Below are 25276 nucleotides of genomic sequence, written 5' to 3'. Positions count from 1 at the left end.
GTGTCCATCTGGCCACCCGAGAGCGCGTGCGCGCATGCCGAGCCAAGAGGGTCCCTCCCCAAAAAGAACTGAAAGCGCATCGAGGCATGGGCACAATCAGCCCCCCGGCCACACCCACCTCATGCGAGTCGCCAGACATTAGCAGCAGAAAAGAAACAGCGGGCCCACCCCGAAGGGTGGACCCGCTGTTTCAGGTCAGACGCCGCAGGCGCCTAGGACGCTGCGTCCGGCTCAGCCGTTGCGCTTCCAGCGCGGCTTGTCGTCACGGCGGCCGAAGGACGACGAAGAGGAGCCGCCCCGGTGGTCGTCACGACGGTCGTTGCTGCGGTTGAACGGACGGTCGCCCGCGCCACGGTGGGTGCTGCCGCGGCCGTCACGGCTGTCGCGGTTGAACGGACGGTCGCCGGCGGGGCGGTGGCCGCCGCCGCTGCGGTTGTCACGGTTGAACGGACGGTCGCCGGCCGGACGGTCGTCACGGCGGAAGCCGCCGCTGCGGTTGTCGCGGTTGAAGCCACCGCCACGGTTGTCACGGTCATCGCGACGGAAGCCGCCACGGTCGCCGGACGGACGGTCGTCGCGGCGGAAGCCACCACGGTCACCGGACGGACGGTCGTCGCGGCGGAAGCCGCCACCACGGTTGTCACGGTCGTCACGGCGGAAGCCGCCACCACGGTTGTCGTCACGACGCTCGAAGGAACGGCCGCCACGGTCGTCGCGGTCACGGTTGAAGCCACCACGGTCGCCGCCCGCACGGTCGTCGCGACGGAAGCCGCCACCACGGTTGTCACGGTCGTCACGGCGGAAGCCGCCACCACGGTTGTCGTCACGACGCTCGAAGGAACGGCCGCCACGGTCGTCGCGGTCACGGTTGAAGCCGCCACCACGGTTGTCACGGCGCTCGTAGTTGCCACGGTCGTCGCGACGCTGCGGACGCTGCTCGTACGACGACGAGCGCTCCTCGCGCACCGGCTGCTCCGGCACCGAAGCGGCGGCCTCGACGACGGCCTCGACCTCGGCGACCGCCTCGGCGGCACGCTCGGCCACGGCCTGCTCGGGGTCGTCACCACGCTCACGCGCGGCACGCGCGGTGAGGCGGTCGGACTCCTCGCGGAGCTCGGTCGCGCGACGCGTCGCACGCTCCAGCTCCTTGGTGAGCTCGGCGACATCGCGCTCGGCCTGCTTCGCGGCGTTGTCCGCGGAGTCGGCCTGCACGTCGGTCAGCGAACGGGCACCGGTGATCTCGGCGACCTCGGGGTCGAAGGCACCGGAACCGCCCACCAGGTGACGCGTGGCGTCGACGCCCGCGTCCTCCATGAGGCGGAAGATCTGGCGGCGCTGGTGCGGCAGCGAGAGGGAGACGACGGTGCCGCTGCGGCCGGCACGGGCGGTACGGCCCGAGCGGTGCAGGTAGTCCTTGTGGTCGCCGGCCGGGTCCACGTTCAGGACCAGGTCGATGCCGTCGACGTGGATGCCGCGGGCGGCGACGTCGGTCGCGACGAGCGCGTTGACGTAGCCCTTCTTGAAGTCCTCAAGAACGCGGGTACGCGCGCCCTGCGTCATGCCGCCGTGCAGCGCGTCGGCCTTCACACCGGCGTCGCAGAGCTGCTCGGCGATGCGGTCGGCGCCCAGCTGGGTGCGGACGAAGATGATCGTGCGGCCCTTGCGCGCGGCGATCGCGGCGGTGACCGGCGCCTTGTCGCGGGGCTTCACGATGAGGATGTGGTGCGTCATGGTCGTGACGTTGCCCTGGGCGCTGTCGACCTCGTGCGTCACCGGGTTGTTCAGGTAGCGCTTGACCAGCGTGGAGATCTCGTTCTCCATCGTGGCCGAGAACAGCATCCGCTGGCCGCCGGCCGGGACCTGGTCGAGCAGCTCGGTGACCTCGGGCAGGAAGCCCAGGTCGGACATCTGGTCGGCCTCGTCGAGGACGGCGATCTGCACGTTCTCCAGCGAGCAGGCGCCGCGGTTGATGATGTCGCGCAGCCGGCCCGGGGTGGCGACGAGGATGTCGACGCCGCGCTCGAGGGCGTAGATCTGGTTGCCCATCGACGTACCGCCGCAGACGACCTTCATCTTCAGGCCGAGGACGTCGCCGTACGGCTGGAGGGCGTCCGCGACCTGCATCGCGAGCTCACGGGTCGGCGTGAGGATGATGGCGCGGGGCTTCTTCTTGTCGGTGTGCCCGCCGGCCAGCGTGGCCAGGGTCGGCAGACCGAAGGAGAGGGTCTTGCCGGAGCCGGTGCGGCCACGGCCGAGGATGTCCTTGCCGGCCAGGGCGTCCGGGATGGTCGCGGCCTGGATCGGGAAGGGCGAGGTGACGCCGTTCTGCGCGAGCTTGCGGACGACGCCCTCGGGCAGACCGAGGTCCGCGAAGGAGATCTCGGGCTCGGCGGGCTCGGCGGGAGCCTGGGTGTCGTCGATGGCCTCGACGGACGTGTCGGTGTCAACGTTCTCGGCGGACGCGATGACGTCCGCGACGGAAACCGTCTCGGAAACCGACTCGTTCTCGGGCATGACGGCGTGGTCAGAACTGAAAATGGACATGCGAAATGCGAAACCTTCCGGAGTCTCGGCACGCGCCCAAACTCCGTGAATCGCAATTCGACCGCCTCAATGCGGTCAGCCACGGCTAGGGAGAGTACGCGCCACGCGGCGCTCTTCGATCTTGGCGCCGGGCAAATGGGATCAAACGATCTACCACTGTACGCACCCTCCACCCCAAAAGGCAAACCAGGTCCCTCACCTGCGTAAATGCACCCGAGAATGCACCCGAGCGGGGTCTACGCAGGTCCGGCCCGAGGGTTCTACGCGGGCCCGGCCTGAGGCGAAGGCTCCCGCTCCGCCAGTTCCCGAGCGCGCTTCGACTCCGTCGACTGGGGCTCGTACGCGGACGACGCCGAAGGCAGCGATGTCGTCGGCTCCGGATCGGCCGTGCTCGGCGAGGGCTCGGGGTCCGGCTCCGAAGGCTCCGCGGGCCCGGAGGGCTCCGGGTCGGGCTTCGGCTTCGAGGGCGAGGGGGAGGACTTCCCCGGCGCGGACCCGCCGGGCGAGGGCCGCCCCGAGCCGGACGCCGACGGCGACGCCGAGGCGGACCCCGACGCGCCGGGGCTCGCCTCGCCCTTCTTGCCGTGCCCGCCCCGCCCGGCCCCGCCGCGACCGCTCACCACGGCCCCGCCGTCCGGCTCGGCCTCACCGCCGTCGCGCTCCCCGGCGGAATGCCTCGACGCGGGCTTGTCCCCGCCCTCCCCGACGCTCACACAGCCCGAGCTCGCCGCGACGACTAGGAGCCCGGCGACCAGCCGGACGGGTACGTACAACTGGCGCACGATCGGCACCTCCGGCAGCGCGGCAATGGAGTCCCCCTGCCCAACTCCCGCCGCCCACAAGAAGACACGCCCGGGAACGGTCAGCCGTAGCCGAGCGCGTGCAGCCGCTCGTCGTCGATCCCGAAGTGGTGCGCGATCTCGTGCACCACCGTGATCTCGGTCTCCGCCACGACGTCCTCGCGCGACTCGCACATCCGCAGCGTCGGCCCGCGGTAGATGGTGATCCGGTCCGGCAGCACCCCCGCGTACCACTCGCCGCGGTCGGTGAGCGGCGTCCCCTCGTAGAGCCCGAGCAGCTCGGGGTCGTCCGCGGGCGGCTCGTCCTCGACAAAGACCGCGACGTTGTCCATCAGCCGCGTCAGTTCCGGCGGGATGTGGTCAAGCGCCTCGGCGACCAGTTCCTCGAACTCCTCGCGTGTCATCTCCAGCACACCGCCATTGTCAGGGATGGCCCCGGATCCCCACCTGTCAGGGACCGCCCCGCATAGCCACCCGTGCGGATGGGCATACGGGACCAATGGCTCGCATACGGACTGCGCCCGCCGCGCTGGTACGCCGGTACCGCGCGCGCCACGCGCACCCCGTCGGCGGGCCGATAAGCCGCTACCGCGCCCGCTACGCGCACCCGGTCAGCGAGCTCGTCCACCAGCCGCACCCCTGGGCCCGCGCCCTCGGCATGGTCGCGGTCGTCCTGCTCGGCGCCTGGCTCGGCCTGCTGGTCGTCGGCAATGTCCGCACCCCGGTCGGCCCGATGGACACCACGATGACGCTCCGCCCGTCCTTCACGGGCGGCACAAAGATCAACATCTCCCCGCTGGGCGCGCTCGAGCTGAACTCGCACATCGCCCCGATCCGCCTGGACGTGGACGTCGACCGCCTCGACCCGGTCCGCTCACAGGCCCTGGTCGACCACCCCGAGCGGATCACCGGGCTCCAGGAAGAGGTCGCGGACGACGTCTTGGACGGCACACTCGGCCTGGCCCTGCGCTCCTGCATCGCCGTCGTCGCCGGCGCCTCCGCCCTCGGCCTCGCCGTCTACCGCAAACCCCGCCGCGCCCTGACCGCCGGCGGCCTCGCCCTGGCCCTGCTCGCGGCGGCCGGCGCGAGCGCCTTCGCCACCTGGAACCCCAAGTCGATCCTGGAGCCGAAGTTCTCCGGCCTGCTCTCCAGCGCGCCCTCGGTCGTCGGCAACGCCCGCAACATCGTCAGCGAATTCGACGTCTACCAAAGGGAGTTGGCCCGCCTGGTCACCAATGTGACCAAGCTGTACGACGCCGCGTCGACGCTCCCCGCGTACCAGCCCGACCCGGCCACGCTGCGCGTCCTGCAGGTGTCCGACATCCATCTCAACCCCGCGAGCTGGCACATCATCGGCTCGCTCGTCGAGCAGTACGACATCGACGTGATCATCGACTGCGGCGACACCATGGACCACGGCACCGAGGCCGAGAACGGCTTCCTGGACCCGATCGAGGACCTGGGCGCGCCCTACGTCTGGGTGCGCGGCAACCACGACTCGATGGTCACGCAGGACTACCTGAAGAAGCTCAAGTACGTGCACGTACTGGACGACGGCGAGGCCAAGAACGTCGCGGGCCTGCGCATCGCCGGCATCGGCGACCCCCAGTTCACGCCGGACCGCACGGAGGTCGCCGGGGGCGACGAGGCCGAGCGGACCGCGGGCGGCACCCTGGCCTCGGCCCTGCGGACCCAGGACCGCGCGGGCACCCCGGCCGACCTCGCGGTCGCCCACAACCCGGAGGCCGCGAAGGAGACGGACGGCACGGTGCCGCTCGTCCTCGCCGGACATCTGCACAACCAGCACATGGAGGTCCTGCCGGGCGGTACGCGGCTGCGCATCGAGGGCTCCACGGGCGGCGGCGGCCTGCGCGCGGTCGAGGGCGACGAGCCGGCGCCGGTCGAGGCGTCGGTCCTCTACCTGGACCGCAAGACCAAGCACCTGCAGGCCTGGGACGAGATCAAGCTGGGCGGCCTGGGCCTCACAAAGGCCGAGGTGAGCCGCCATCTACCGGAGGACAACCAGCCGGGAGCGACCCTGTCCCCCACCCCACCAGGGAGGTCACCGTAGAGGTCCCCCCAAACCGTTTTGGCGATAGCCAGGTGCATCCCATATGCTTCTCACGTCCCCGACGCGCTGAGAAGCGCCCAGGCGGGCCAATTAGCCCTCATCGTCTAGTGGCCCAGGACGCCGCCCTTTCAAGGCGGTAGCACGGGTTCGAATCCCGTTGGGGGCACGCAACATCCTGTGCGAGACTTGTTCCCGCACAAGCTTGGTCCTGTGGAGCAGTTTGGAGTGCTCGCCACCCTGTCAAGGTGGAGGCCGCGGGTTCAAATCCCGTCAGGACCGCTGCAGCTCGCAAGAGCCGCGTGGCTGGGTAGCTCAGTTGGTACGAGCGATCGCCTGAAAAGCGATAGGTCGCCGGTTCGATCCCGGCCCCAGCCACTTGATCGAAACCCTCGTCTCCGGACGGGGGTTTCGTCGTTTCCAGGCCCGGCCACCAGAACGAACGACTCAGCGCCGTCCCTGCCAGAACAGCCCGGCCCCGGCCACCCCCACCGGCGCCGCCCCCGAGCCCGTCGTACGCCAGTGGCCGGTTCGCGCGTCCCAGCTGCGCAAGGTGTACGTCCCCGTGGTCGCGTGCTGCAGATCCGCGTGGTCCAGGCCCGACCCGGCGTCGTACACCACCTTGTGGGCCGCGCCCATCGCGAGCGCCGAGGCCGAGGGGACCACCGTGTCGGCGTCCGAGCCGATGAGGGTCCAGTCCGTGCCCTGCGCCGATTGGGGGTTGGCGGCCAGCGCGCGCAAGAAGGGCGAGTGCGGCACCATCTGGGCGCACTGGACCAGGAATTGAGCGCACTCGGCAGCCGGCGGAAAGCCCTCGTGGGGGGCCCAAGGTTAACCACGTCCTCGACGTGGAGCCGGGGCGCCCCCTTGGCCAGATCCGACCCCTGCCGCCGTGAACGTACTCACGCACCCCCACCCCGGCAAGAGCCCCGTCAGCCCTCCACCGCAGCGCCCTCCCCACGCGTACGCCGACGCCACTCGCGTACTCCGAAGGCCAGCCCCACCACGGCCACCACAGCGGCCAGGACCGCCCAGTCCGGCACCGTGTCGCCGACCCCGCGTGCCCACTGCTCGGCCTCGAACGAGGCGTCCACGGAGAGGAGTCCGGGCAGCGCCGTCGTCCCGTCGTACGCGAGGAAGAGGGCGCCGAGCGCGATGAAGAACAGCCCCGAGAGCAGCGAGGTCGTATGCAGCTCGAAGCGGCCGAGGGACAGCGTCCGCCCCCGCAGCCAGCGCCGCCTGCCCAGGTCGAAGCGCTCCCAGAGCAGGGCGAGCAGGAACAGCGGCACCGCCATGCCGAGCGCGTACACCGCGAGCAGCGCACCCCCGTAGCCGGGATTCCCGCCGAGCGCCGCCACCGTCAGGACGCTGCCGAGGATCGGCCCCGCGCAGAAGCCCGCGAGCCCGTACACCGCGCCGAGGGCGTAGACGGAGAGCCCGGTCGTCGGCCGGATGCGCCCGGACAGCTCGGCCATGCGCCGCGAGGCGAAGCCCATGCCGAGGATCTGCAGCACCCCGAGCCCGATGATCAGCCAGCCGCCCACCAGCACCAGGGCATCCCGGTTGCCGTAGAAGAAGCGCCCGGCGTACGAGCCCGCCGCGCCCAGCGGCACCAGCGTGGTCGCGAGGCCCAGGTAGAAGATCCCGGTGCGGGCGAGCAGTCGCGAGGAGCTGTCGATCGAGTACGCGAAGAACGCGGGAAGCAGCAGCGCACTGCAGGGGCTGAGCAGCGCGAGCAGTCCGCCGAGGAAGGCCGCCAAGTAGCCGATGTCGCCCGTCACTTGGCCCCCTTGGCGGCAGCCTCGGCGGCCTCGATCGCCTCGGTGAAGGTCTCCGTGGGCTGGGCGCCCGCGAGGGGTGTGCCGTTGATCAGGAAGGAAGGGGTCGAGGTGGCGCCCAGTTCGTAGGCCTCGCCGCTGTCCTTGGCCACGGCCTTCTTCGCGGCATCGCCGTCGCGGTCGGCGCGGAACCGGTCGAGGTCCTTCACCCCGGCCGTACGCGCCAACTCGTCCAGCCGGTCGCCGCCGAAGCCCTTCTCCTTCGAGCCCTCCGCGTACGCCGCCTCGTGGAACTGCCAGAAGCGCCCCTGCTGCCCCGCCGCCCAGGCGGCCCGCGCGGCGGCCTCGGACTCCTTGCCGAAGATCGGCATGTTGCGCCACTCGATGCGCAGGACACCGGAGTCGACGTATTTCTTCACGAGTTCCGGCTCGGTGTCGCGGGCGAACTTCCCGCAGAAGCCGCACTTGAAGTCGGCGTACTCGATCAGCACGACGGGTGCGTCGGCCCTGCCCTGTGCGAGGGGGTCCTTGGCGTCGCGGCGGGCGAGCTTCTCGAGCTCGGGGTGGCCGCCGCTGCTCCGGTCCTCGGCGGACACGTCGGCGACGGCTCCGGACGAGGGCGATTCGGGCTTGGTGGCCGCGTACGAGAAGTAGCCGAAGAGCAGCGCGGCGGCGACGACACCGGCGCCGATGGCGAGCCCGCGCTTCTTCGGGGCGGTGGAGGTGGAGGGGGAAGAGGTCTTGGAAGACATGGTGGTTCTGGTCTCCTGAAGGCGGTTCAAGAAGTTCAGGCGGTACGAGAAGGAGTCAGGCGGCGACAGAGGCGCCGGCCGGGCACGCGACCTCGCCCGCGAGGCGCCGCACGGCGGCCACGGCGAGCAGCGCCAGCGACCCGACGGCGAGCGCGGGCTGCAGCGGTGCCCAGATCGTCAAGGCACCCGAGGTGCCGAGGGCGAGCAGCACGAGCTTGTTGCAGACGGGGCAGCCCACGGCGAGGAAGGACAGCGCGGCGCCGGCCGGCCCGAGCCGCGAGGTCGAGCGCGGGCGCTCCAGGCCGGTGCGTACGTACGTCGCGACCAGCACCCCCGACAGCAGCGCGGAGCCCACGAGTACGGGCAGGCTCCACCACTCGGGCGGGATCTCGCGGCCGAAGAACGGGCTCGGGATCAGCGCGGTCGGCAGCCCGATGAGCAGGGCGCAGAGCACGGCGGCGCCGAGCGCGACGGCCCACCGCAGCGGCGGCCAATGGGTCAGGGCACGCGCGGCCAGGCGCGTGGAAACGGTCATGGCAGGTCTCTCCTGTGCTGAGCGTTCGGTCGTAGGGGGCCCGGAGGAAGGGCCCGGCCTACACGCGCAGCACGGAGAGGGCGACGGGGCTGGGCGGATCGCCCGGCGGAGGTCCACGGTCGGGGTCCACGGCGGCGAAGGCGGCCTCGGCCGAGAAGTCGCCGGATCCGGAGCCGCAGGCGTGCGCGGCCGCGAGCGCGCCGAGCGCCTCCTGCACGGACCCGCCGCGCGAGGGGGCGGCGGGCTGACTGCCGCGCTCGTCCTGCTTGTCCTTGCCGCAGCCGACCCCGCCGGCCTTCACCTCAAGGGTGGGTCCGGCCGACGCGACGCGTACGTCGGCAGCCGCCGAGGACGCGGTCGCGGGCCCGCAGAACAGCCCCACCGCAAGCACCGCGAGCAGCAGGCTCAGCAGCGCGGGCACCCCGAAGGGGCGGCGGAGGGGAGGTGCGGACATGGGTCAATACTGCACCACTGGTCACACACGGGACAGAAATGCGTTCGCCAGCGCTCGATCGCGGGTGAGATCCTGGGGGCCGTATGTCTACTTCCTACGCCGACCTCAGCAAGCTCCTCGAAGAGTCCTCGCTCCGTGACGCGCACCGCCTCGGCCGTCGCCTGGAGGGATCCCGGCGCATCCGCAAGCCCGAGGCCCGGCAGGCCGTCCTGGACGAGATCGCCGCCGAGGCCGGGAAGTCCGCTGCCCGGATACAGGAGCGGCGCGCCGCGCTGCCCGCGATCACGTATCCCGAGCAGCTCCCCGTCAGCCAGAAGAAGGACGAGATCGCCGACGCGATCCGCGACCACCAGGTCGTGATCGTCGCGGGCGAGACCGGCTCCGGCAAGACGACGCAGATCCCCAAGATCTGCATGGAGCTGGGCCGTGGCGTCCGCGGCATGATCGGCCATACGCAGCCGAGGCGGATCGCCGCGCGTACGGTCGCGGAGCGCGTGGCCGACGAGATGAACAGTCCGCTCGGCGAGGCGGTCGGCTGGAAGGTCCGTTTCACGGATCAGGTCGGCGGCAATACGTTCCTGAAGCTGATGACGGACGGCATCCTGCTCGCCGAGATCCAGACGGACCGCGAGCTGCGCGCGTACGACACGATCATCATCGACGAGGCCCACGAGCGGTCCCTGAACATCGACTTCCTGCTCGGCTACCTGGCCCAACTCCTCCCCAAACGCCCGGACTTGAAGGTCGTCATCACCTCGGCGACCATCGACCCGGAGCGTTTCAGCAGGCACTTCGGGGACGCGCCGATCGTCGAGGTCTCCGGCCGTACGTTCCCGGTGGAGGTCCGCTACCGGCCCCTCCTCGAAGAGGACAGCGAAGACTCCGACCGCGACCAGATCACCGCGATCTGCGATGCCGTGGAGGAGCTGCAGGGCGAGGGCAAGGGCGACATCCTGGTCTTCCTCTCCGGCGAGCGCGAGATCCGCGACACCGCGGACGCGCTGGAGAAGAAGAAGTACAGGTTCACGGAAGTACTCCCCCTCTACGCACGCCTGTCGCACGCCGAGCAGCACCGCGTGTTCCAGGCGCACACCGGGCGCAGGATCGTTCTGGCAACGAACGTCGCCGAGACCTCCCTCACCGTCCCCGGAATCAAGTACGTCATCGACCCGGGCACCGCCCGCATCTCCCGCTACAGCCACCGCACCAAGGTCCAGCGCCTGCCCATCGAGGCGATCTCGCAGGCGAGCGCGAACCAGCGCAAGGGCCGCTGCGGCCGTACGTCCGACGGCATCTGCATCCGCCTGTACTCCGAGGACGACTTCGTCGCCCGCCCGGAGTTCACGGACGCGGAGATCCTCCGTACGAACCTGGCGAGCGTCATCCTCCAGATGACGGCGGCCGGCCTCGGCGAGATCGAGAAGTTCCCGTTCATCGACCCGCCGGACCACCGCAACATCCGTGACGGCGTCCAACTGCTCCAGGAACTGGGCGCGTTGGACCCCACTCAAAAGGACGTACGCAAGCGCCTGACGGACATGGGCCGCAAGCTCGCCCAGCTTCCCGTCGACCCGCGCCTGGCCCGCATGGTGGTGGAGGCCGACAAGAACGGCTGCGTACGCGAGGTCATGGTGATCGCGGCCGCGCTCTCCATCCAGGACCCGCGCGAGCGCCCCGCCGAGAAGCAGACGCAGGCCGACCAGCAGCACGCCCGCTTCAAGGACGAGACGTCCGACTTCCTCGCGTATCTGAACCTCTGGCGGTACGTCCGCGAGCAGCAGCGCGAACGCGGCTCCAGCTCGTTCCGCCGGATGTGCAAGCAGGAGTACCTGAACTTCCTGCGCATCCGCGAGTGGCAGGACATCTACACCCAACTGCGCACCGTGGCCAAGCAGATGGGCATTCACCTGAACGAGGACGATGCCGGGGACCAGCAGGTCCACGTCTCCCTCCTCGCCGGCCTGCTCAGCCACATCGGCATGAAGGACGTGAAGGACGGCGCGAAGAACGACTACCTGGGCGCACGGTCCGCGAAGTTCGCGATCTTCCCCGGCTCGGCGCTCTTCAAGAAGCCCCCGCGCTTCATCATGTCCGCCGAGCTGGTGGAGACCTCGCGCCTCTGGGCCCGCGTCAACGCGAAGATCGAGCCGGAGTGGGTCGAGCCCCTCGCCGCGCACCTGATCAAGCGCACGTACAGCGAGCCGCACTGGGAGAAGGACCAGGCCGCGGTGATGGCGTACGAGAAGGTGACGCTGTACGGCGTCCCGATCGTCACCGACCGCAAGGTGAACTACGGCCGCATCGACGCGGAGGCGTCCCGCGACCTGTTCATCAGGAACGCCCTGGTCGAGGGCGACTGGCGCACGCACCACAAGTTCTTCGCCGACAACCGCAAACTCCTCACCGAGGTCGAGGAGTTGGAGCACCGGGCGCGGCGCCGCAACATCCTCGTCGACGACGAGACGCTCTTCGACTTCTACGACGAGCGCGTGCCCGAGCATGTCGTCTCCGGAGCACACTTCGACTCCTGGTGGAAGCAGAAGAAGCGCGAGGAGCCCGAACTCCTCGACTTCGAGCGCTCGATGCTGATCCGTGAGTCCGCCGAGGCCGTCACCAAGGCGGACTACCCGGACTCCTGGCGGCAGGGCGAGCTGAAGTTCCGGGTGACGTACCAGTTCGAGCCGGGCGCGGACGCCGACGGCGTCACGGTCCACATCCCCCTCCAGGTCCTGAACCAGGTCACCGACGAGGGCTTCGACTGGCAGATCCCGGGCCTGCGCGAGCAGGTGGTGACGGAGCTGATCCGCTCCCTGCCGAAGCCGATCCGCCGCCATTACGTCCCGGCGCCGAACTACGCGAAGGCCTTCCTGGACCGGGCCGTGCCCCTGCAGGAGCCGCTGCCGCTGACCCTCGCCCGTGAGCTGAAGGGCATGGTCGGCGTCCCGGTCTCGGCGGACGACTTCGACCTGACCCGCGTACCGGACCACTTGAAGATCACGTTCCGGATCGTCGACGAGCGGCGCAAGAAGCTCGCCGAGGCCAAGGACCTGGAGTCCCTGCGGCTCCAGCTGCGCCCGAAGGCCCGCCAGGCCATCTCCAAGGCCGCCGCGGCCACCGCCGAGCGCTCGGGCGGCGAGGCGATCGAGCGCAAGGGCCTGACCGACTGGACCCTCGGCACCCTCAAGCGCGTCTTCGAGACGCGTCGCGCGGGCCAGCCCGTGAAGGCGTACCCGGCCCTGGTGGACGACGGCACATCCGTCTCCGTACGCCTCTTCGACACCGAGGCCGAACAGCAGCAGGCCATGTGGCGCGGCACCCGCCGCCTGATCCTCCTCAACATCCCGGTCAACCCGGCCAAGTTCGCCTCGGACAAGCTGTCCAACGCGGCGAAGCTGACCCTGTCGGCCAATCCGCACGGCTCCATCCAGGCTCTCGTCGACGACTGCGCGACGGCGGCCACGGACAAGCTGATCGCGGATCACGGCGGGCCGGCCTGGGACGAGGAGTCGTACCGCAAGCTGTACGAGAAGGTACGGGCGGACCTCGTCGACACCACGGTCCGCACGGTCGGCCAGACCCAGCAGGTCCTGGCCGCCTGGCAGTCCGCCGAACGCCGTCTGAAGTCGACGAAGAGCCCGGCGCTGCTCCCCAATCTGACGGACGTACGCAGCCAGCTCGACGCCCTCGTCAAGCCGGGCTTCGTGACGGAGACGGGGCTGCGTCGCCTGCCCGACCTGATGCGGTACCTGGTGGCAGCCGACCGCAGGCTCCAGCAGATGCCGACGTCCGTGCAGCGGGACACCTCGCGCATGGAGAAGGTGCACGAGATGCAGGACGAGTACGCCTGGCTCCTGGAGCAACTGCCGCAGGGCCGGCCGGTCCCGCAGGCGGCCCTGGACATCCGCTGGATGATCGAGGAGCTCCGGGTCAGCTACTTCGCGCACGCCCTGGGCACGGCGCACCCCGTCTCGGACAAGCGCATCGTGAAGGCGATCGACGCCCTCGCGCCGTAGCGATCACGTCGCATTAAGTGAGTTCGACCCGCGGGCCCGCGCTGCTGTACAGTCTGTTCTCGCAGCGCAACGCGACAAACGAAGCGCCGCAAAGCCTGGTCCTGTGGAGCAGTTTGGAGTGCTCGCCACCCTGTCAAGGTGGAGGCCGCGGGTTCAAATCCCGTCAGGACCGCATCGACAGAAGGCCCCATCCGTTCGGATGGGGCCTTCTGTGCGTCTTGACTGCGGCACGTACCGCCGGTACTCACACAACTAGGGGAGAACCGGCGGGTGGTCGAGGAGGTGGTGGCGCGTGCCCGATTCCGCACGACGGCACGAGACGCGGGCACTGCTTCGCGCCCATCTCGCCGCAGCCACCGAGTACCGCCACCTGACCCGGCACTGCCCCATCTGCCATCAGCTGCTCCGCCTCGCCATGGAGCCCTCGACGGCCGCCCAGAGCGACCAGGAGGCAGCGGAGGACGAAAGTCCTGCCGACGCGTGACCAAAGGCGCCTGGCGGCTCATCTCACGAGTGGGAAGCTGAAGTTGGCGAGCGATACGTTCCTCCAGCCCCACTAGCGCAGCAACGTCATATGCCACAAGCGTCACGACATGTGACGGGTGTCACCGAACGAGTTTGGGAAACCCCCACACTTACACCCGTCCTACAAGGGGCCAATTTAATATGTGCAATTGCACCACCTTCTGAGGGGGTCCGACGGACTCCGGAGACCTCCGTCCGGCACCTCGACCGGACACCTCCGAACAGCTCCGGCGGACATCCCACAGACCCCCTCAGAGACCCACAGGACACCAACCACCAGGTCAGTCGGCGCACAAAAAAGATCGCGCTGGACCCGGCGGAGTCCAGCGCGATCTTTGAGACGTACCCAGTGGTGCGGGTGCGGAGCCTGTTGGGGCAGGCCCCCGTCCATGGAGCTTCAGGTGGGCATCACCGAGTTGGGGGACCCGGAAAAGCCCGGTTTATGCAGGTGCCAGGCTTGAATCAGGCCTCGCTGCGCTGCTGCGGAATGCCCGCAAGCAGTGCGCGGACCTCAGCCTCGCGGTATCGACGGTGTCCACCCAGCGTGCGGATGGACGTGAGCTTGCCGGCCTTCGCCCAGCGCGTGACCGTCTTGGGGTCGACGCGGAACATCGTGGCGACCTCAGCGGGGGTCAGCAGCGGCTCGGCATCAGGGGTGCGAGCGGTCATGAGCGGCCTCCTCGGGAGAACCGAACCTTCTCGGTTCATTCCTCTAAATTCTGCACCTTGACCCGCGTTGCCCGAAATGGCGGACGCGAGTCGAGTCGGTTATAGGACGAACGGCTTGTCCTCGGCACTACAACTACACCATCTGTCCAGCCGCGTCGGCCAAACCGATGGAATTGCCCTCTCAGGTGTCCATCAACGACGGAAGCCGATGGACCCGCCCATAGCGGACAGTCACGCCACTGTGACGATCAGTCACATGGTGATCAGGAGTCATCAGGCCCCCCAATAAGAGTGCAATGCCAAGCACTCCGCCCAAAGCTGGACGGAAGGAGTCCTCCCCGGACTCCTTGTCCTATTTTGGCACGAGGGAAGGCGAAGAAGGCAAGGGCGATGTAAGTGCGGTCCGTCACGCTTGACCCGAAAGCCCGGATCGGGACCTACGTCCTGGCGGTTCACCGACCATAGCCCCACCCGTCACACACCAAAGGCCGGGAAATGGGCAAGATGTCCCGATTTGCCTAGCTGGCGAACTGCCGGTCGCGGACCGCACGCCACCGTTCCATAAGTCGCGCATACGCCTCGCCGGCCGCTTCGCCGTCCCCGTCGCGCAGCGCCTCGATGCCCTCGGCGACATCCGCCGCCGAGTGGTCCTCGTCAAGATCATCCGCGCTCAGGGCGTGCACCAGGCCGCCGTAGTCGAGCTCGACCAGCGAGCGGGGATGGAACTCCTCGAGCCATCGCCCCACATCCACCAGGCCGTCGATCAGCGGACCCTCGTCGATCGCGTCCTTGAGCGCCTTCAGTGCGCGCGCCACCCGCCGCCTGGCCTGCACCATCGGCGTCCGGTAGCGCAGGAGCGGCGCCGGGCACCCCTCGTCGCCGGCCGTCTTGGGCTCGTACTCCCGCTCCTCGTCCGAGACGAGCACGAACCAGTTCAGCGGGACCTGCCACGTCGACGTACGGATCCAGGGCCGGGCGTCCGGATTCCGCTCCCGCCAGTCGTCGTAGTCCGCGGCCGCCTGCCGGCGCACCACCGGGGGCAGCACCGCGTCCAGGACCGGCAGCGGGAACTGCTCCGCCAGATCGCCGAGCGCCTGCCAGCCGCGCAGCCGGGTCCGCCAGGGGCACACGCACAGCACCCCGTCGATCGTCGCGACGAACGCGTCCGCGCTCTCGTGCACCGGAACCGGAATGGGCGGCGTGGGCAGCAAGTCCCTCAAGGAACGCTGTAGTTCATCTTGGTACGAAGGGTGCTGGGCGCGCTCCGCATAGCGCGCCCAGTGGGTGCGCTCGGGCTCGGGGAAGGCGGCCAGCGGCTCGTACACGCGCAGATACGACGCGTACGGGACACACACGGACGACACCTTGGGCACGCCTGCTCCCTCCCCTGCACAGCGACGGGAAAACCCTGCGAATCGTCCCATGACCGCCCTTCGCGAGAGAGTGATCCGGAGCACTTGTCGGATGGACAGGGCATCGAGGTCATACGCTCTTGCCCACAGCCGTCGCCACCCGCACGAGGGCTGCTTCAAACCGCGCTACACACATGGGAGTCACCACAGTGACCGAAGTGACTGAGAGCGTCCTGCACACCCTGTTCCGGTCGGACCAAGGGGGGCACGAGCAAGTCGTGCTCTGCCAGGACAGAGCCAGTGGCCTCAAGGCCGTCATCGCCATCCACAGCACCGCCCTGGGCCCGGCCCTCGGCGGCACGCGCTTCTACCCGTACGCGAGCGAGGAAGAGGCCGTCGCCGACGCGCTCAACCTCGCCCGCGGGATGTCGTACAAGAACGCCATGGCCGGCCTCGACCACGGCGGCGGCAAGGCCGTGATCATCGGCGACCCGGACATCCTGAAGAGCGAGGAACTGCTGCTGGCCTACGGCCGGTTCGTGGCCTCGCTCGGCGGCCGGTACGTCACCGCGTGCGACGTCGGCACGTACGTCGCCGACATGGACGTCGTCGCCCGCGAGTGCCAGTGGGCCACCGGCCGCTCCCCCGAGAACGGCGGCGCCGGCGACTCCTCCGTGCTCACCGCGTACGGCGTCTACCAGGGCATGCGCGCCAGCGCCCAGCACCTGTGGGGCGACCCGACGCTGCGCGGCCGCAAGGTCGGCATCGCCGGCGTCGGCAAGGTCGGCCACCACCTGGTCGAGCACCTGGTGGAGGAGGGCGCCGAGGTCGTCATCACCGACGTGCGCGCGGAATCCGTCCAGCGGATCCTCGACCGGCACCCCGGCAAGGTCACCTCCGTCGTCGACACCGAGGCGCTGATCCGCGTCGAGGGCCTCGACATCTACGCCCCCTGCGCACTCGGCGGCGCCCTCAACGACGAGTCCGTCCCGGTGCTCACGGCGAGGGTGGTGTGCGGCGCGGCCAACAACCAGCTCGCCCACCCCGGCGTCGAGAAGGACCTCGCCGACCGCGGGATCCTCTATGCCCCGGACTACGTGGTGAACGCCGGCGGCGTGATCCAGGTCGCCGACGAGCTGCACGGCTTCGACTTCGACCGCTGCAAGGCGAAGGCTTCGAAGATCTACGACACCACGCTGGCCATATTCGCTCGCGCGAAGATGGACGGCATTCCGCCGGCCGCTGCGGCCGACCGGATCGCCGAGCACCGCATGGCTGAGGCGGCCGCGGCCCGCCGCGCGTGACGCCCGGGGCGGCCCGTCGGCGCTCGGCGGAGGCGCGAGGAGAGACAAGCCTCACGCTCGTCGGCGGGTCGCCCGCAAAGAAGAGGTTAAAATCGGTGTTGACCAGCGAGGACGGGGCTTCTCGCAGGTGTTGGACCCAGGCGCGTCCTGTGGGCGGCGTACCGTATGGCCGCCGAAGCAGGTACCGTTGAAGCCCTACGGACCGGTCTCTCCAAGGAGAGCCCGTTCTGAATCATGAACGCGTGTCAAGACTCTGGGGCCGCCGAGCCCCATATCCAAGGGGGTCGAGCCATGGGGCGCGGCCGGGCAAAGGCCAAGCAGACCAAGGTCGCCCGCCAGCTGAAGTACAGCAGCGGCGGGACTGACCTGTCGCGTCTGGCCAATGAGCTGGGCGCTTCGACTTCGCAGCAGCCGCCGAATGGCGAGCCGTTCGAAGACGACGACGAGGAAGACGACCCGTACTCCCAGTACGCGGATCTCTACAACGAGGACGAAGACGAGGACTCCGACGAGTCCGGCCCTTCGTCGCAGCGCCGCGGGGCTTGACGCTGTCCGTATAGCTTGCGCACCCTGCCCGGTCCGGGCAACGCGACCCAGTCGCGCCGGACCGGGTTTTGTGCTGCACAGAACAACCATGCACAGAACAACGAAGAGCCCCCTGGGCCCCTACGAGGGGACCCAGGGGGCTCTGTCGCGTGATCAGTTCGCGTAGTCGCCGGTCAGGGCCGCGCCCGTCGTGTGGTCGCCACGCTCGACGATCTCGCCCGCGACCCACGCCTCCACGCCCCGGTCCTCCAGGGCTGTCAGGGCCACGTCCACGGACTCCTCGGGGACGATCGCCATCATGCCGACGCCCATGTTCAGCGTCTTCTCGAGCTCCAGGCGCTCCACCCGGCCGGCCTTGCCCACCAGGTCGAACACCGCGCCCGGCGTCCAGGTCGAGCGGTCGACCGTGGCGTGCAGGGCGTCGGGGATGACGCGGCCCAGGTTGTTGGCGAGGCCGCCGCCGGTGATGTGGCTGAAGGCGTGCACCTCGGTGGTGCGGGTGAGCGCCAGGCAGTCCAGGGAGTAGATCTTGGTGGGCTCCAGGAGCTCCTCGCCGAGGGTCCGGCCGAATTCCTCGACCTGCTGGTCCAGGCTCATCTTCGCGCGGTCGAAGACGACGTGACGGACGAGCGAGTACCCGTTGGAGTGAAGACCCGAGGACGCCATGGCGATCACCGCGTCACCCTTGCGGATACGTTCCGCGCCGAGGACCTCATCGGCCTCGACCACGCCGGTGCCGGCGCCCGCCACGTCGAAGTCGTCCGGGCCCAGCAGGCCCGGGTGCTCGGCCGTCTCGCCGCCGACGAGGGCGGTGCCGGCCAGGACGCAGCCCTCGGCGATGCCCTTCACGATGGCGGCGACGCGCTCGGGGTGCACCTTGCCGACGCAGATGTAGTCGGTCATGAAGAGCGGCTCGGCGCCGCACACCACGATGTCGTCCATGACCATGGCGACCAGGTCGTGGCCGATGGTGTCGTACACGCCGAGCTGCCGGGCGAGGTCGACCTTCGTACCGACGCCGTCCGTGGCGGAGGCGAGCAGCGGGCGGTCGTAGCGCTTGAGGGCGGAGGCGTCGAAGAGGCCGGCGAAGCCGCCCAGGCCGCCGAGGCCGGTGGTCTCGGGGCGCTGGGTCTTCTTCACCCACTCCTTCATCAACTCGACGGCGCGGTCGCCCGCTTCGATGTCGACGCCCGCGGCGGCGTAGCTGGCACCGGTGGACTCAGCAGACATGGCTGGGGACTTTCGTGTCGTTACTACGGGGGTTACTGCGGGGGCTTACGGGCGCCGGAGCGCGTCCGCGGCCGCCGGGCCGCCCGCGAGCTCGGTCTCCAGGAGCTGCTTGCCGAGGAGCTCGGGGTCCGGCAGGTCCATCGGGTACTCGCCGTCGAAGCAGGCACGGCAGAGGTTCGGCTTGGCGATGGTGGTCGCCTCGATCATGCCGTCGATGGAGATGTAGGAGAGGGAGTCGGCACCCAGGGACGCGGCGATCTCGTCGACCGTCATGCCGTTGGCGATGAGCTCGGCGCGGGTCGCGAAGTCGATGCCGAAGAAGCAGGGCCACTTCACGGGCGGCGAGGAGATCCGGATGTGGACCTCCGCCGCGCCCGCCTCGCGGAGCATCTTGACCAGGGCGCGCTGGGTGTTGCCGCGGACGATCGAGTCGTCGACCACGACCAGGCGCTGGCCCTTGATGACTTCCTTGAGCGGGTTCAGCTTGAGGCGGATGCCCAGCTGACGGATGGTCTGCGAGGGCTGGATGAACGTACGACCGACGTACGCGTTCTTGACCAGTCCCGAGCCGTACGGGATGCCGCTGGCTTCCGCGTAACCGATCGCGGCGGGGGTGCCGGACTCCGGAGTAGCTATCACCAGGTCGGCCTCGACCGGGAATTCCTTGGCGAGTTTCCGGCCCATCTCGACGCGCGAGAGGTACACGTTCCGGCCCGCGATGTCGGTGTCCGGGCGGGCCAGATAGACGTACTCGAAGACACAGCCCTTGGGCTTTGCTTCGGCGAAGCGGGAGGTGCGCAGGCCGTTCTCGTCGATCGCGATGAGCTCGCCCGGCTCGACCTCGCGGACGTAGGCGGCACCGCAGATGTCGAGGGCCGCGGACTCGGAGGCGACCACCCAGCCGCGGTCGAGGCGACCGAGGACGAGGGGGCGGATGCCCTGGGGGTCACGGGCCGCGTACAGCGTCTGCTCGTCCATGAAGACGAGGGAGAAGGCGCCCTTGACGTCCGGCAGGATCTTGGCGGCCGCTTCCTCTATGGTCAGCGGCTTGCCGTCGTCGTCCGTCTGGCCCGCGAGGAGCGCGGTGACCAGGTCGGTGTCGTTGGTGGCGGCTACCTGGGTGGCCCGGCCCTTCTCCTTGGGGAGCGCGGCGACCATCTCCGCGAGCTGGGCGGTGTTCACGAGGTTGCCGTTGTGGCCGAGCGCGATCGAGCCGTGCGCCGTGGCGCGGAAGGTCGGCTGCGCGTTCTCCCACACCGAGGCACCGGTGGTGGAGTAGCGGGCATGGCCCACCGCGATGTGGCCCTGGAGGGAGCCGAGGGAGGTTTCATCGAAGACCTGCGAGACGAGACCCATGTCCTTGAAGACCAGGATCTGCGACCCGTTGCTCACTGCGATGCCCGCGGATTCCTGTCCGCGGTGCTGCAGGGCATACAGTCCGAAATAGGTGAGCTTGGCAACCTCTTCGCCGGGGGCCCAGACACCGAAGACGCCGCAAGCGTCCTGGGGGCCCTTCTCGCCGGGGAGCAGGTCGTGGTTGAGTCGTCCGTCACCGCGCACAAAAGACAGCGTATCCGTAGTCGGAGGATGCACCGAACCGACGATCGGTCAGATGTTCGCAGGATCCACCAAGGATTCGCCGGGGATCAGGCCCCCACACGGCCCCCCACATGGGAGTGCCTCGAATGTCCCGTGGCGCACATCACGCACACCACCTCCATGAAACCTCACGACCCCGGCACCGGGCGTTCTGGGGTGCCGGGGTCGTTCGGGGGGCGTTCGGTGTGGATGCGCGCTACTTGCCGCCGCCGAGCAGGCCGCCGAGGACTCCGCCGAGCGTCGTGACCAGGTTGACGTTGGCGTTGGCGTTGAGGTTGAGGTCCAGGCCCAGGTCGACCGCGAGGTTCACCGCGTTGTCCAGCGAGATCTCGGAGTCGATGGCGAGCAGCGGGCCGCCGCCGACCAGGACGTTCACGCCGAGGTCGGCGTTGACCTGCGCCGCGAGGGCGGCGTCGAGGTTGACGGCCGCGTCGAGGGCGACCGCGTTGGCCGCGACGTCGACGGTCTTGGCGTCCAGGGCGGGCCGCTCGAAGGTGCCGAGCTTGACGTCCGTCACGCCCTTCTCGTTCTGCAGCTTCGCCGTGATCGTGCCGGTGGAGAGGTCGGCCGCGAGGTTGCTGAGGACGACGCCCTTCTCGCCCTTGGCGTTGACCATGCCGATGCAGGTGTCGGCGAAGGCGACATTGCCTGCGATCTTGGCGTCCACCGCGGCGATCTCGCCGGCCTGCACACCGAGGCTGAGCGCGGTGACGGGCGGGAGGTAGGGCTTGCCGGTCTCGTCCTTGGGGACCTTGCAGTCGGCGGTCAGCTGGGTGAGGACGACGCCCTTGGCCTTGAGGCCGTCGAGGAGGTTGGCCGCGAGGGTGAGCTTGACGAAGCCACCGTCGGCCTTGACTTCCTTGCCGCCGGGGGTGGGCGGGGTGGGCTCCTGGCTCGCGGTGCCGGACTCGACCGGGGCCGGGGTCGGGTCCGCCCAGGCCGTCGCGGGGGCGGCGAGCGCGGTGGCGAGGGCCGCGGCGGTCAGGACGGTGGCTATGCGCTTCGACTGCATGAGGGTCTCTTCCTTGTGGGATGCGAGTACGCACCGTCAAGGCAAGTGGACGCTGAGTGATGTCGCGATCTGGGCGGTTCCATATGGAGTACGTCCCGGTGGATGGACCCCTCGTTGACAGGTACGCGGAGCCTCCGCCAGGCTCCGGGATCATGCAGCCCCTCAGTGACCCGATGACGGTCACCCTTGTGGAGCGCCGCCACGTCGACCTGGTCCGTGTCGCGAGCGCGATCTGTCGCTGCGCTTTCTGAGCCTCGTTTCTCCTCTTCACCTTCCTTCTTCTTCGGCATGGCCGCGTACGGGCATGCCGTGCTCAGGAGTGCCCTGTGACCTCGCATGACCCCAAGCTGTCCCGGCGTGCCTTCGGTACCGCGGTCGGAGCCGGGGCGGCCGCTGCCGCTGTCGGGATCTCCGCCGGATCCGCCGAAGCCGCCGAAGCCGCCCCCGCCGAGCGCCCCTTCCAAGCCGTCGCCGGCAGGCACGCGCGGCGGCCCAACATCCTGTTCATCCTCGGCGACGACCTGGGGTGGGCCGACCTGTCCTCCTACGGGTCGCCGCACATCAAGACGCCGAACCTGGACCGTCTCGGGCGGCAGGGCGTGCGGTTCACCGATGCGTACTCGGGGTCGGCGACCTGCTCGCCGACCCGCTTCAGCCTCTACACGGGGCGTTTCCCCGGACGTACGAAGGGCGGGCTCGCGGAGCCGATCGCGGACAAGTCGGCCGGTCTCGAGCCGACCCACCCCACCCTCGCCTCGCTGCTGCGGGACGCCGGGTACGCGACCGCGCTCATCGGGAAGTGGCACTGCGGCTATCTGCCGGACTACTCCCCCACCAAGTCCGGCTGGGACGAGTTCTTCGGGAACTTCGGCGGGGCCCTGGAGTACTACTCGAAGCTGGGGCTCGGCGGTGAGTACGACCTCTACGAGGGGGACGTACGAGAGGGAGACGCCGAGTACAAGGACCTGCGGTACTACACGCGGATCCTGACCGAGCGGGCCAGTGAGTACGTCGGGCGGGAGCACGAGAAGCCCTGGCTGCTCAATCTCAACTTCACCACTCCGCACTGGCCCTGGATCGCCGACGGCGACGAGGAGGCGAGCGCCGAGATCGTGCGGCGGATCAAGGCCGGGGACGGGCGGGCGCTGTGGCACGCGGACGGCGGATCCGTGGAGAAGTACAAGGAGATGGTCGAGGACCTCGACCGTTCGGTGGGCCAAGTACTCGCCGCGCTGCGGAAGTCGGGGCAGGAGCGGGACACCCTGGTGTTCTTCGCCAGTGACAACGGCGGCGAGCGCTTCTCGTACAACTGGCCGCTGAGCGGCAACAAGGCCTCGCTGCAGGAGGGCGGCATCCGGGTGCCGACGCTGCTGCGGTGGCCCGCCCGGATCGACGGCGGGCAGGTCAGCGACCTCCCGGTGTTCACGCCGGACTGGACGGCGACCCTGCTGGAGCTGGCGGGGGCCCGCCCGAACGCGGCGTACCCGCTGGACGGCACCAGCCTCGCGGGCCACCTGCTGCGCGGCGAGGAGATCGAGGCCGGGCGCGACCTGTTCTGGCGGGTGCGCGGGGAGCGGGCGCTGAGGCGCGGCGACTGGAAGTACTACCGGGGCAAGTCCGGCAAGGACCAGCTGTTCAACCTGGCCGAGGACCAGCGCGAACAGGCGGACCGGGCGGCCTTCGAGCCGGAGCTCCTGAAGGAGCTGCGCGAGGCGTGGGAGCGTACGGACAAGGGTCTGCTGCCCTATCCGGCGTGAGCTGCGGGGCTCTGCGGGGCTCCGGGGAGCTCTTTCTTAGCCCGGCCTTAAGGCGGGCCTAAGCAACCGGTGCGGGGGGTTCCGTCCGGGCGACTGATCGCTAACGTGCCGAAGGCACCCCTGAGTTGATCGTCAGTTGTTCGTCGTCCGGAAGGATCCCCCCACCATGCGTCACCCCCAGCGGGCCCTGCTGATATCGGCGGCCGCCTGCACGTCCGTCGTGCTGGCCGCCACCGCCCAGTCGACGGCGTACGCGGCCGACGAGAGCCCCGCCGAGCGCCGCGTGCAGGTCGTCATGGTGAACTTCACCGACAGCTCCTTCCCGGACGCGGCGGGCACGAAGAGCCTGCTCAAGGGCGCCTACTTCGGCAAGAGCAAGTCCCTGACCTCGTACTACAACGAGGTCACGCGCGGGGCCACGACCTTCGAGCCGGGGACGAACGGTGACGGCGGGATCGTCGGGCCGATCGACCTGCCGATGGCGGGCGCGGGCTGCGACAGCGGCAAGATCTCCGATCTGACGTACAAGGCGTTGGAGGAGAAGGGGATCGGCGAGGACGACTACGAGCACGTCTCGATCGTCTTCCCCAACCAGAAGACCAACTGCGACTATCTGGCGCTCGGTTCGGTCGGCGGGGGCACCACCTGGATGCCCATCGACGGCAAGGACATCTCGATGACGGCGCTGGTGCACGAGTTCGGGCACAACTTCGGCTACAGCCACCACATGCGGTTGCGCTGCTCCGGCACCGACCTCGCCGGGTGCAAGGACAACGACGAGACCAGCCACAAGACCCCGATGGGCGGCGGGGGTTGGGAGGCCGGGCTCACCTCGCCCGAGCTGATCCACAGCAAGTGGCTGTCCGGCAAGGAGGCCGTGCGGGTCGCCAAGTCGGGGACGTACACCCTGCGGCCGCTCTACGGGTCGGGCAGCGGGGTGCGGGCGCTGGACATTCCAGTGGGCGAGGACCGGTTGGTCGTGGAGCTGCGAGGCGCGTCGGGGACGCTGGACAAGCGGATCGAGGGCGTGCACGCCTATCGGGTGCCGAAGGGCGACTACGCCGAGTCCGCCCTTGTCGACCTGGACGCGGACGCCGATCACTGGTCGGACAAGGGCGCGGCGGACGCCGACGCGCTGGCGGCCGGGACCACGCTGACCGACAAGGCGGGCAAGGTCGAGGTCAAGGTCGTGAAGTCGGCCGACGGCGCGGCCACGGTCGCGGTGAGCCTGGACGGCGTACCGGCTCCGGCCGAGGCGGCCGCCGACCCCGAGCCGTCGGCGTCGGCACAACCTTCGGGCGAGGCGGCGGCCGGCGCCGAGGACGAGGGTGCGAAGCCGCAGACCGGCGGCGAGGAGCCCGCCGGTGAGCAGGCGGCCGACGGCACCGAGCTGGCCGAGACCGGTTCGGACTCGACCACTCAGCTCCCGGTAGCCGTCGGCGGTGCCTCACTGCTCGCGATGGGCGCGGTCTTCATGCTGCGCAACCGACGCCGCCGGGCAACCGTTTCTGCTACTTCTCCTGCGGGCCGGCATTCGCGCTGAGCCCCACGCCATCGGCGTTGGTGAGCGTCAGGCTGCGGTGCTTCAGCTCGTAGGTCACCGTGCCGTCGAACAGCTTCAGCAGTTCGCGCTCGGTCTCCATGGCACCCTTCGCGCACATCATGCGCGTGGTGCCCGCGGGGCCGAGCGTGATCTTGCCGTCCTTGCCGATCTTGGCCGAGGTCGTCACGTTGTTGCAGCCGAGGTTGCCGCTCACGGTGCCGTCCTTGCCGAAGGTGAGGTGCACCGGCTTGGTGCCCTTCGCGAGGGAGGTGGCGACCTCGCCCTTGAGCAGGGCGTTCACGGTCCACTTGGTGCCGGTGAGCTCGGCGGGCGGCTCGGCGGAGAGGTCGATGGAGTCCCCCTTGGCGGTGGTCAGGGTCAGCTGCTTGGCGTCCTTGCCGCTGACCTTGGCCTTGAGGTCGCCCTCGAAGGCGCGCATCAGGGCCGACTCGAGCTTGGTGATCTTCTCGTTGCAGCCCATCTCGGTCATGGCGATCTTGTCGACCTTGACCGTGTCGCCCTTGATGACGGCCTGGCCGCCGAAGGAGTTGCAGCCGAGGTTTCCGCTGGCCCGGCCCTTGTCGTCGATCGAGACGTGGGCGCCGGTGCCGGGGACCTCGGTCTTCTTTCCGCCCATGGTGTAGCTGTCGACGGTCCAGTGCACCCCGGTCACGGGTGACTTGGGCGCGACGGCGGAGCCGCCGTCCTCGCCCGAGCCGGAGCCGGACTTCTCGGTTCCACAGGCGCTGAGCAGCCCCAGGGCCAGGGCGGCTACGCCGGCTGTCAGAGTCATTC

The 25276-nt window shown here is 69.6% G+C and carries 22 protein-coding genes and 4 tRNA genes; 12 read left to right on the top strand and 14 right to left on the bottom strand.

Features of this window, described 5'->3' with window-relative positions; translation table 11 throughout:
• Window positions 1-231: 231 nt before the first annotated feature.
• The 3 genes from OG430_RS26270 to OG430_RS26260 form a co-directional block, all read right to left on the bottom strand.
• Complete coding sequence (locus tag OG430_RS26270) at window positions 232-2544, bottom strand: DEAD/DEAH box helicase (RefSeq protein ID WP_327355056.1); 2313 nt, start codon at window positions 2542-2544, stop codon at window positions 232-234.
• A gap of 260 nt (window positions 2545-2804) precedes the next feature.
• Window positions 2805-3326, bottom strand: a complete 522-nt coding sequence (locus OG430_RS26265; protein ID WP_327355055.1) for a hypothetical protein — start codon at window positions 3324-3326, stop codon at window positions 2805-2807.
• An 80-nt stretch (window positions 3327-3406) separates the two neighbouring features.
• Window positions 3407-3757: a metallopeptidase family protein gene (locus tag OG430_RS26260; RefSeq protein WP_327355054.1), complete on the bottom strand. Its 351-nt coding sequence runs from the start codon at window positions 3755-3757 to the stop codon at window positions 3407-3409.
• A gap of 86 nt (window positions 3758-3843) precedes the next feature.
• Between OG430_RS26260 and OG430_RS26255 the strand changes: the two genes are divergently transcribed.
• The 4 genes from OG430_RS26255 (at window position 3844) to OG430_RS26240 (ending at window position 5790) form a co-directional block, all read left to right on the top strand.
• Window positions 3844-5415 carry a metallophosphoesterase family protein gene (locus OG430_RS26255; protein ID WP_327355053.1) on the top strand — a complete coding sequence of 524 codons (1572 nt, stop codon included), beginning with the start codon at window positions 3844-3846 and terminating at the stop codon, window positions 5413-5415.
• A gap of 93 nt (window positions 5416-5508) precedes the next feature.
• Window positions 5509-5581: transfer RNA gene (locus OG430_RS26250), tRNA-Glu, on the top strand.
• Between the two features lie 38 nt (window positions 5582-5619).
• A tRNA-Asp gene (locus tag OG430_RS26245) sits at window positions 5620-5694 on the top strand.
• A 22-nt stretch (window positions 5695-5716) separates the two neighbouring features.
• Window positions 5717-5790: transfer RNA gene (locus OG430_RS26240), tRNA-Phe, on the top strand.
• A 69-nt stretch (window positions 5791-5859) separates the two neighbouring features.
• Here OG430_RS26240 and OG430_RS26235 read toward each other — a convergent pair.
• From OG430_RS26235 to OG430_RS26215, 5 genes are all read right to left on the bottom strand, one after another.
• The gene (locus tag OG430_RS26235; RefSeq protein ID WP_327355052.1) at window positions 5860-6174 is read right to left on the bottom strand and encodes a hypothetical protein; all 315 of its coding nucleotides are present in this window, start codon (window positions 6172-6174) and stop codon (window positions 5860-5862) included.
• Between the two features lie 170 nt (window positions 6175-6344).
• Complete coding sequence (locus OG430_RS26230; protein WP_327355051.1) at window positions 6345-7193, bottom strand: cytochrome c biogenesis CcdA family protein; 849 nt, start codon at window positions 7191-7193, stop codon at window positions 6345-6347.
• Complete coding sequence (locus OG430_RS26225) at window positions 7190-7942, bottom strand: DsbA family protein (RefSeq protein ID WP_327355050.1); 753 nt, start codon at window positions 7940-7942, stop codon at window positions 7190-7192. The genes OG430_RS26230 and OG430_RS26225 overlap by 4 nt, the downstream gene beginning before the upstream one ends.
• A gap of 55 nt (window positions 7943-7997) precedes the next feature.
• A complete protein-coding gene (locus OG430_RS26220) occupies window positions 7998-8477 on the bottom strand; it encodes a hypothetical protein (RefSeq protein WP_327355049.1) in 480 nt (159 codons plus the stop codon).
• A 58-nt stretch (window positions 8478-8535) separates the two neighbouring features.
• The gene (locus tag OG430_RS26215; protein WP_327355048.1) at window positions 8536-8931 is read right to left on the bottom strand and encodes a hypothetical protein; all 396 of its coding nucleotides are present in this window, start codon (window positions 8929-8931) and stop codon (window positions 8536-8538) included.
• 83 nt (window positions 8932-9014) lie between these two features.
• On the opposite strand from OG430_RS26215, the gene hrpA reads away from it, so the two are divergent.
• The 3 genes from hrpA to OG430_RS26200 all read left to right on the top strand — a co-directional run bounded on the left by hrpA (window position 9015) and on the right by OG430_RS26200 (window position 13428).
• Window positions 9015-12944: an ATP-dependent RNA helicase HrpA gene (gene hrpA, locus OG430_RS26210; protein ID WP_327355047.1), complete on the top strand. Its 3930-nt coding sequence runs from the start codon at window positions 9015-9017 to the stop codon at window positions 12942-12944.
• A gap of 97 nt (window positions 12945-13041) precedes the next feature.
• Window positions 13042-13116 (top strand) — tRNA-Asp (locus OG430_RS26205).
• Window positions 13117-13236: 120 nt separating this feature from the next.
• Window positions 13237-13428, top strand: coding sequence for a DUF6274 family protein (locus OG430_RS26200; RefSeq protein WP_327355046.1), 192 nt, complete (start codon window positions 13237-13239; stop codon window positions 13426-13428).
• Between the two features lie 503 nt (window positions 13429-13931).
• Here the strand turns inward: OG430_RS26200 and bldC are convergent.
• Together bldC and OG430_RS26190 are read right to left on the bottom strand one after the other, a co-directional pair.
• A complete protein-coding gene (bldC, locus tag OG430_RS26195) occupies window positions 13932-14138 on the bottom strand; it encodes a developmental transcriptional regulator BldC (protein WP_003949541.1) in 207 nt (68 codons plus the stop codon).
• Window positions 14139-14656: 518 nt separating this feature from the next.
• A complete protein-coding gene (locus tag OG430_RS26190) occupies window positions 14657-15511 on the bottom strand; it encodes a hypothetical protein (RefSeq protein ID WP_327355045.1) in 855 nt (284 codons plus the stop codon).
• A gap of 173 nt (window positions 15512-15684) precedes the next feature.
• On the opposite strand from OG430_RS26190, the gene OG430_RS26185 reads away from it, so the two are divergent.
• The gene (locus OG430_RS26185) at window positions 15685-16794 is read left to right on the top strand and encodes a Leu/Phe/Val dehydrogenase (RefSeq protein ID WP_442816553.1); all 1110 of its coding nucleotides are present in this window, start codon (window positions 15685-15687) and stop codon (window positions 16792-16794) included.
• Window positions 16795-17085: 291 nt separating this feature from the next.
• A complete protein-coding gene (locus OG430_RS26180) occupies window positions 17086-17340 on the top strand; it encodes a DUF3073 domain-containing protein (RefSeq protein WP_327355043.1) in 255 nt (84 codons plus the stop codon).
• A gap of 153 nt (window positions 17341-17493) precedes the next feature.
• On the opposite strand, the gene purM is transcribed toward OG430_RS26180, so the two are convergent.
• The 3 genes from purM to OG430_RS26165 form a co-directional block, all read right to left on the bottom strand.
• Window positions 17494-18570: a phosphoribosylformylglycinamidine cyclo-ligase gene (purM, locus tag OG430_RS26175; RefSeq protein ID WP_327355042.1), complete on the bottom strand. Its 1077-nt coding sequence runs from the start codon at window positions 18568-18570 to the stop codon at window positions 17494-17496.
• A gap of 45 nt (window positions 18571-18615) precedes the next feature.
• Window positions 18616-20130: an amidophosphoribosyltransferase gene (gene purF / locus OG430_RS26170; RefSeq protein WP_327355041.1), complete on the bottom strand. Its 1515-nt coding sequence runs from the start codon at window positions 20128-20130 to the stop codon at window positions 18616-18618.
• Between the two features lie 235 nt (window positions 20131-20365).
• Window positions 20366-21181 carry a hypothetical protein gene (locus OG430_RS26165; RefSeq protein WP_327355040.1) on the bottom strand — a complete coding sequence of 272 codons (816 nt, stop codon included), beginning with the start codon at window positions 21179-21181 and terminating at the stop codon, window positions 20366-20368.
• Between the two features lie 152 nt (window positions 21182-21333).
• Here OG430_RS26165 and OG430_RS26160 point away from each other — a divergent pair, with 152 nt between their 5' ends.
• The 3 genes from OG430_RS26160 to OG430_RS26150 all read left to right on the top strand — a co-directional run bounded on the left by OG430_RS26160 (window position 21334) and on the right by OG430_RS26150 (window position 24481).
• On the top strand, window positions 21334-21432 hold the full coding sequence (locus tag OG430_RS26160; RefSeq protein ID WP_327355039.1) for a putative leader peptide: 99 nt from the start codon (window positions 21334-21336) through the stop codon (window positions 21430-21432).
• A 75-nt stretch (window positions 21433-21507) separates the two neighbouring features.
• Window positions 21508-22938 carry a sulfatase family protein gene (locus OG430_RS26155; protein ID WP_327355038.1) on the top strand — a complete coding sequence of 477 codons (1431 nt, stop codon included), beginning with the start codon at window positions 21508-21510 and terminating at the stop codon, window positions 22936-22938.
• Window positions 22939-23104: 166 nt separating this feature from the next.
• Window positions 23105-24481 (top strand): LPXTG cell wall anchor domain-containing protein, encoded by a 1377-nt coding sequence (locus tag OG430_RS26150; protein ID WP_327355037.1) that lies wholly within the window; start codon window positions 23105-23107, stop codon window positions 24479-24481.
• Here OG430_RS26150 and OG430_RS26145 read toward each other — a convergent pair.
• Window positions 24450-25274, bottom strand: a complete 825-nt coding sequence (locus OG430_RS26145; RefSeq protein ID WP_327355036.1) for an META domain-containing protein — start codon at window positions 25272-25274, stop codon at window positions 24450-24452. The two genes, OG430_RS26150 and OG430_RS26145, sit on opposite strands and share 32 nt — an antisense overlap.
• Between the last annotated feature and the right edge of the window lie 2 nt (window positions 25275-25276).

The organism is Streptomyces sp. NBC_01304 (assembly GCF_035975855.1).
Lineage (GTDB): Bacteria > Actinomycetota > Actinomycetes > Streptomycetales > Streptomycetaceae > Streptomyces.
The sequence above is the reverse complement of the archived record's forward strand: the minus strand, read 5'-3'. Positions and strand labels throughout refer to the sequence as shown.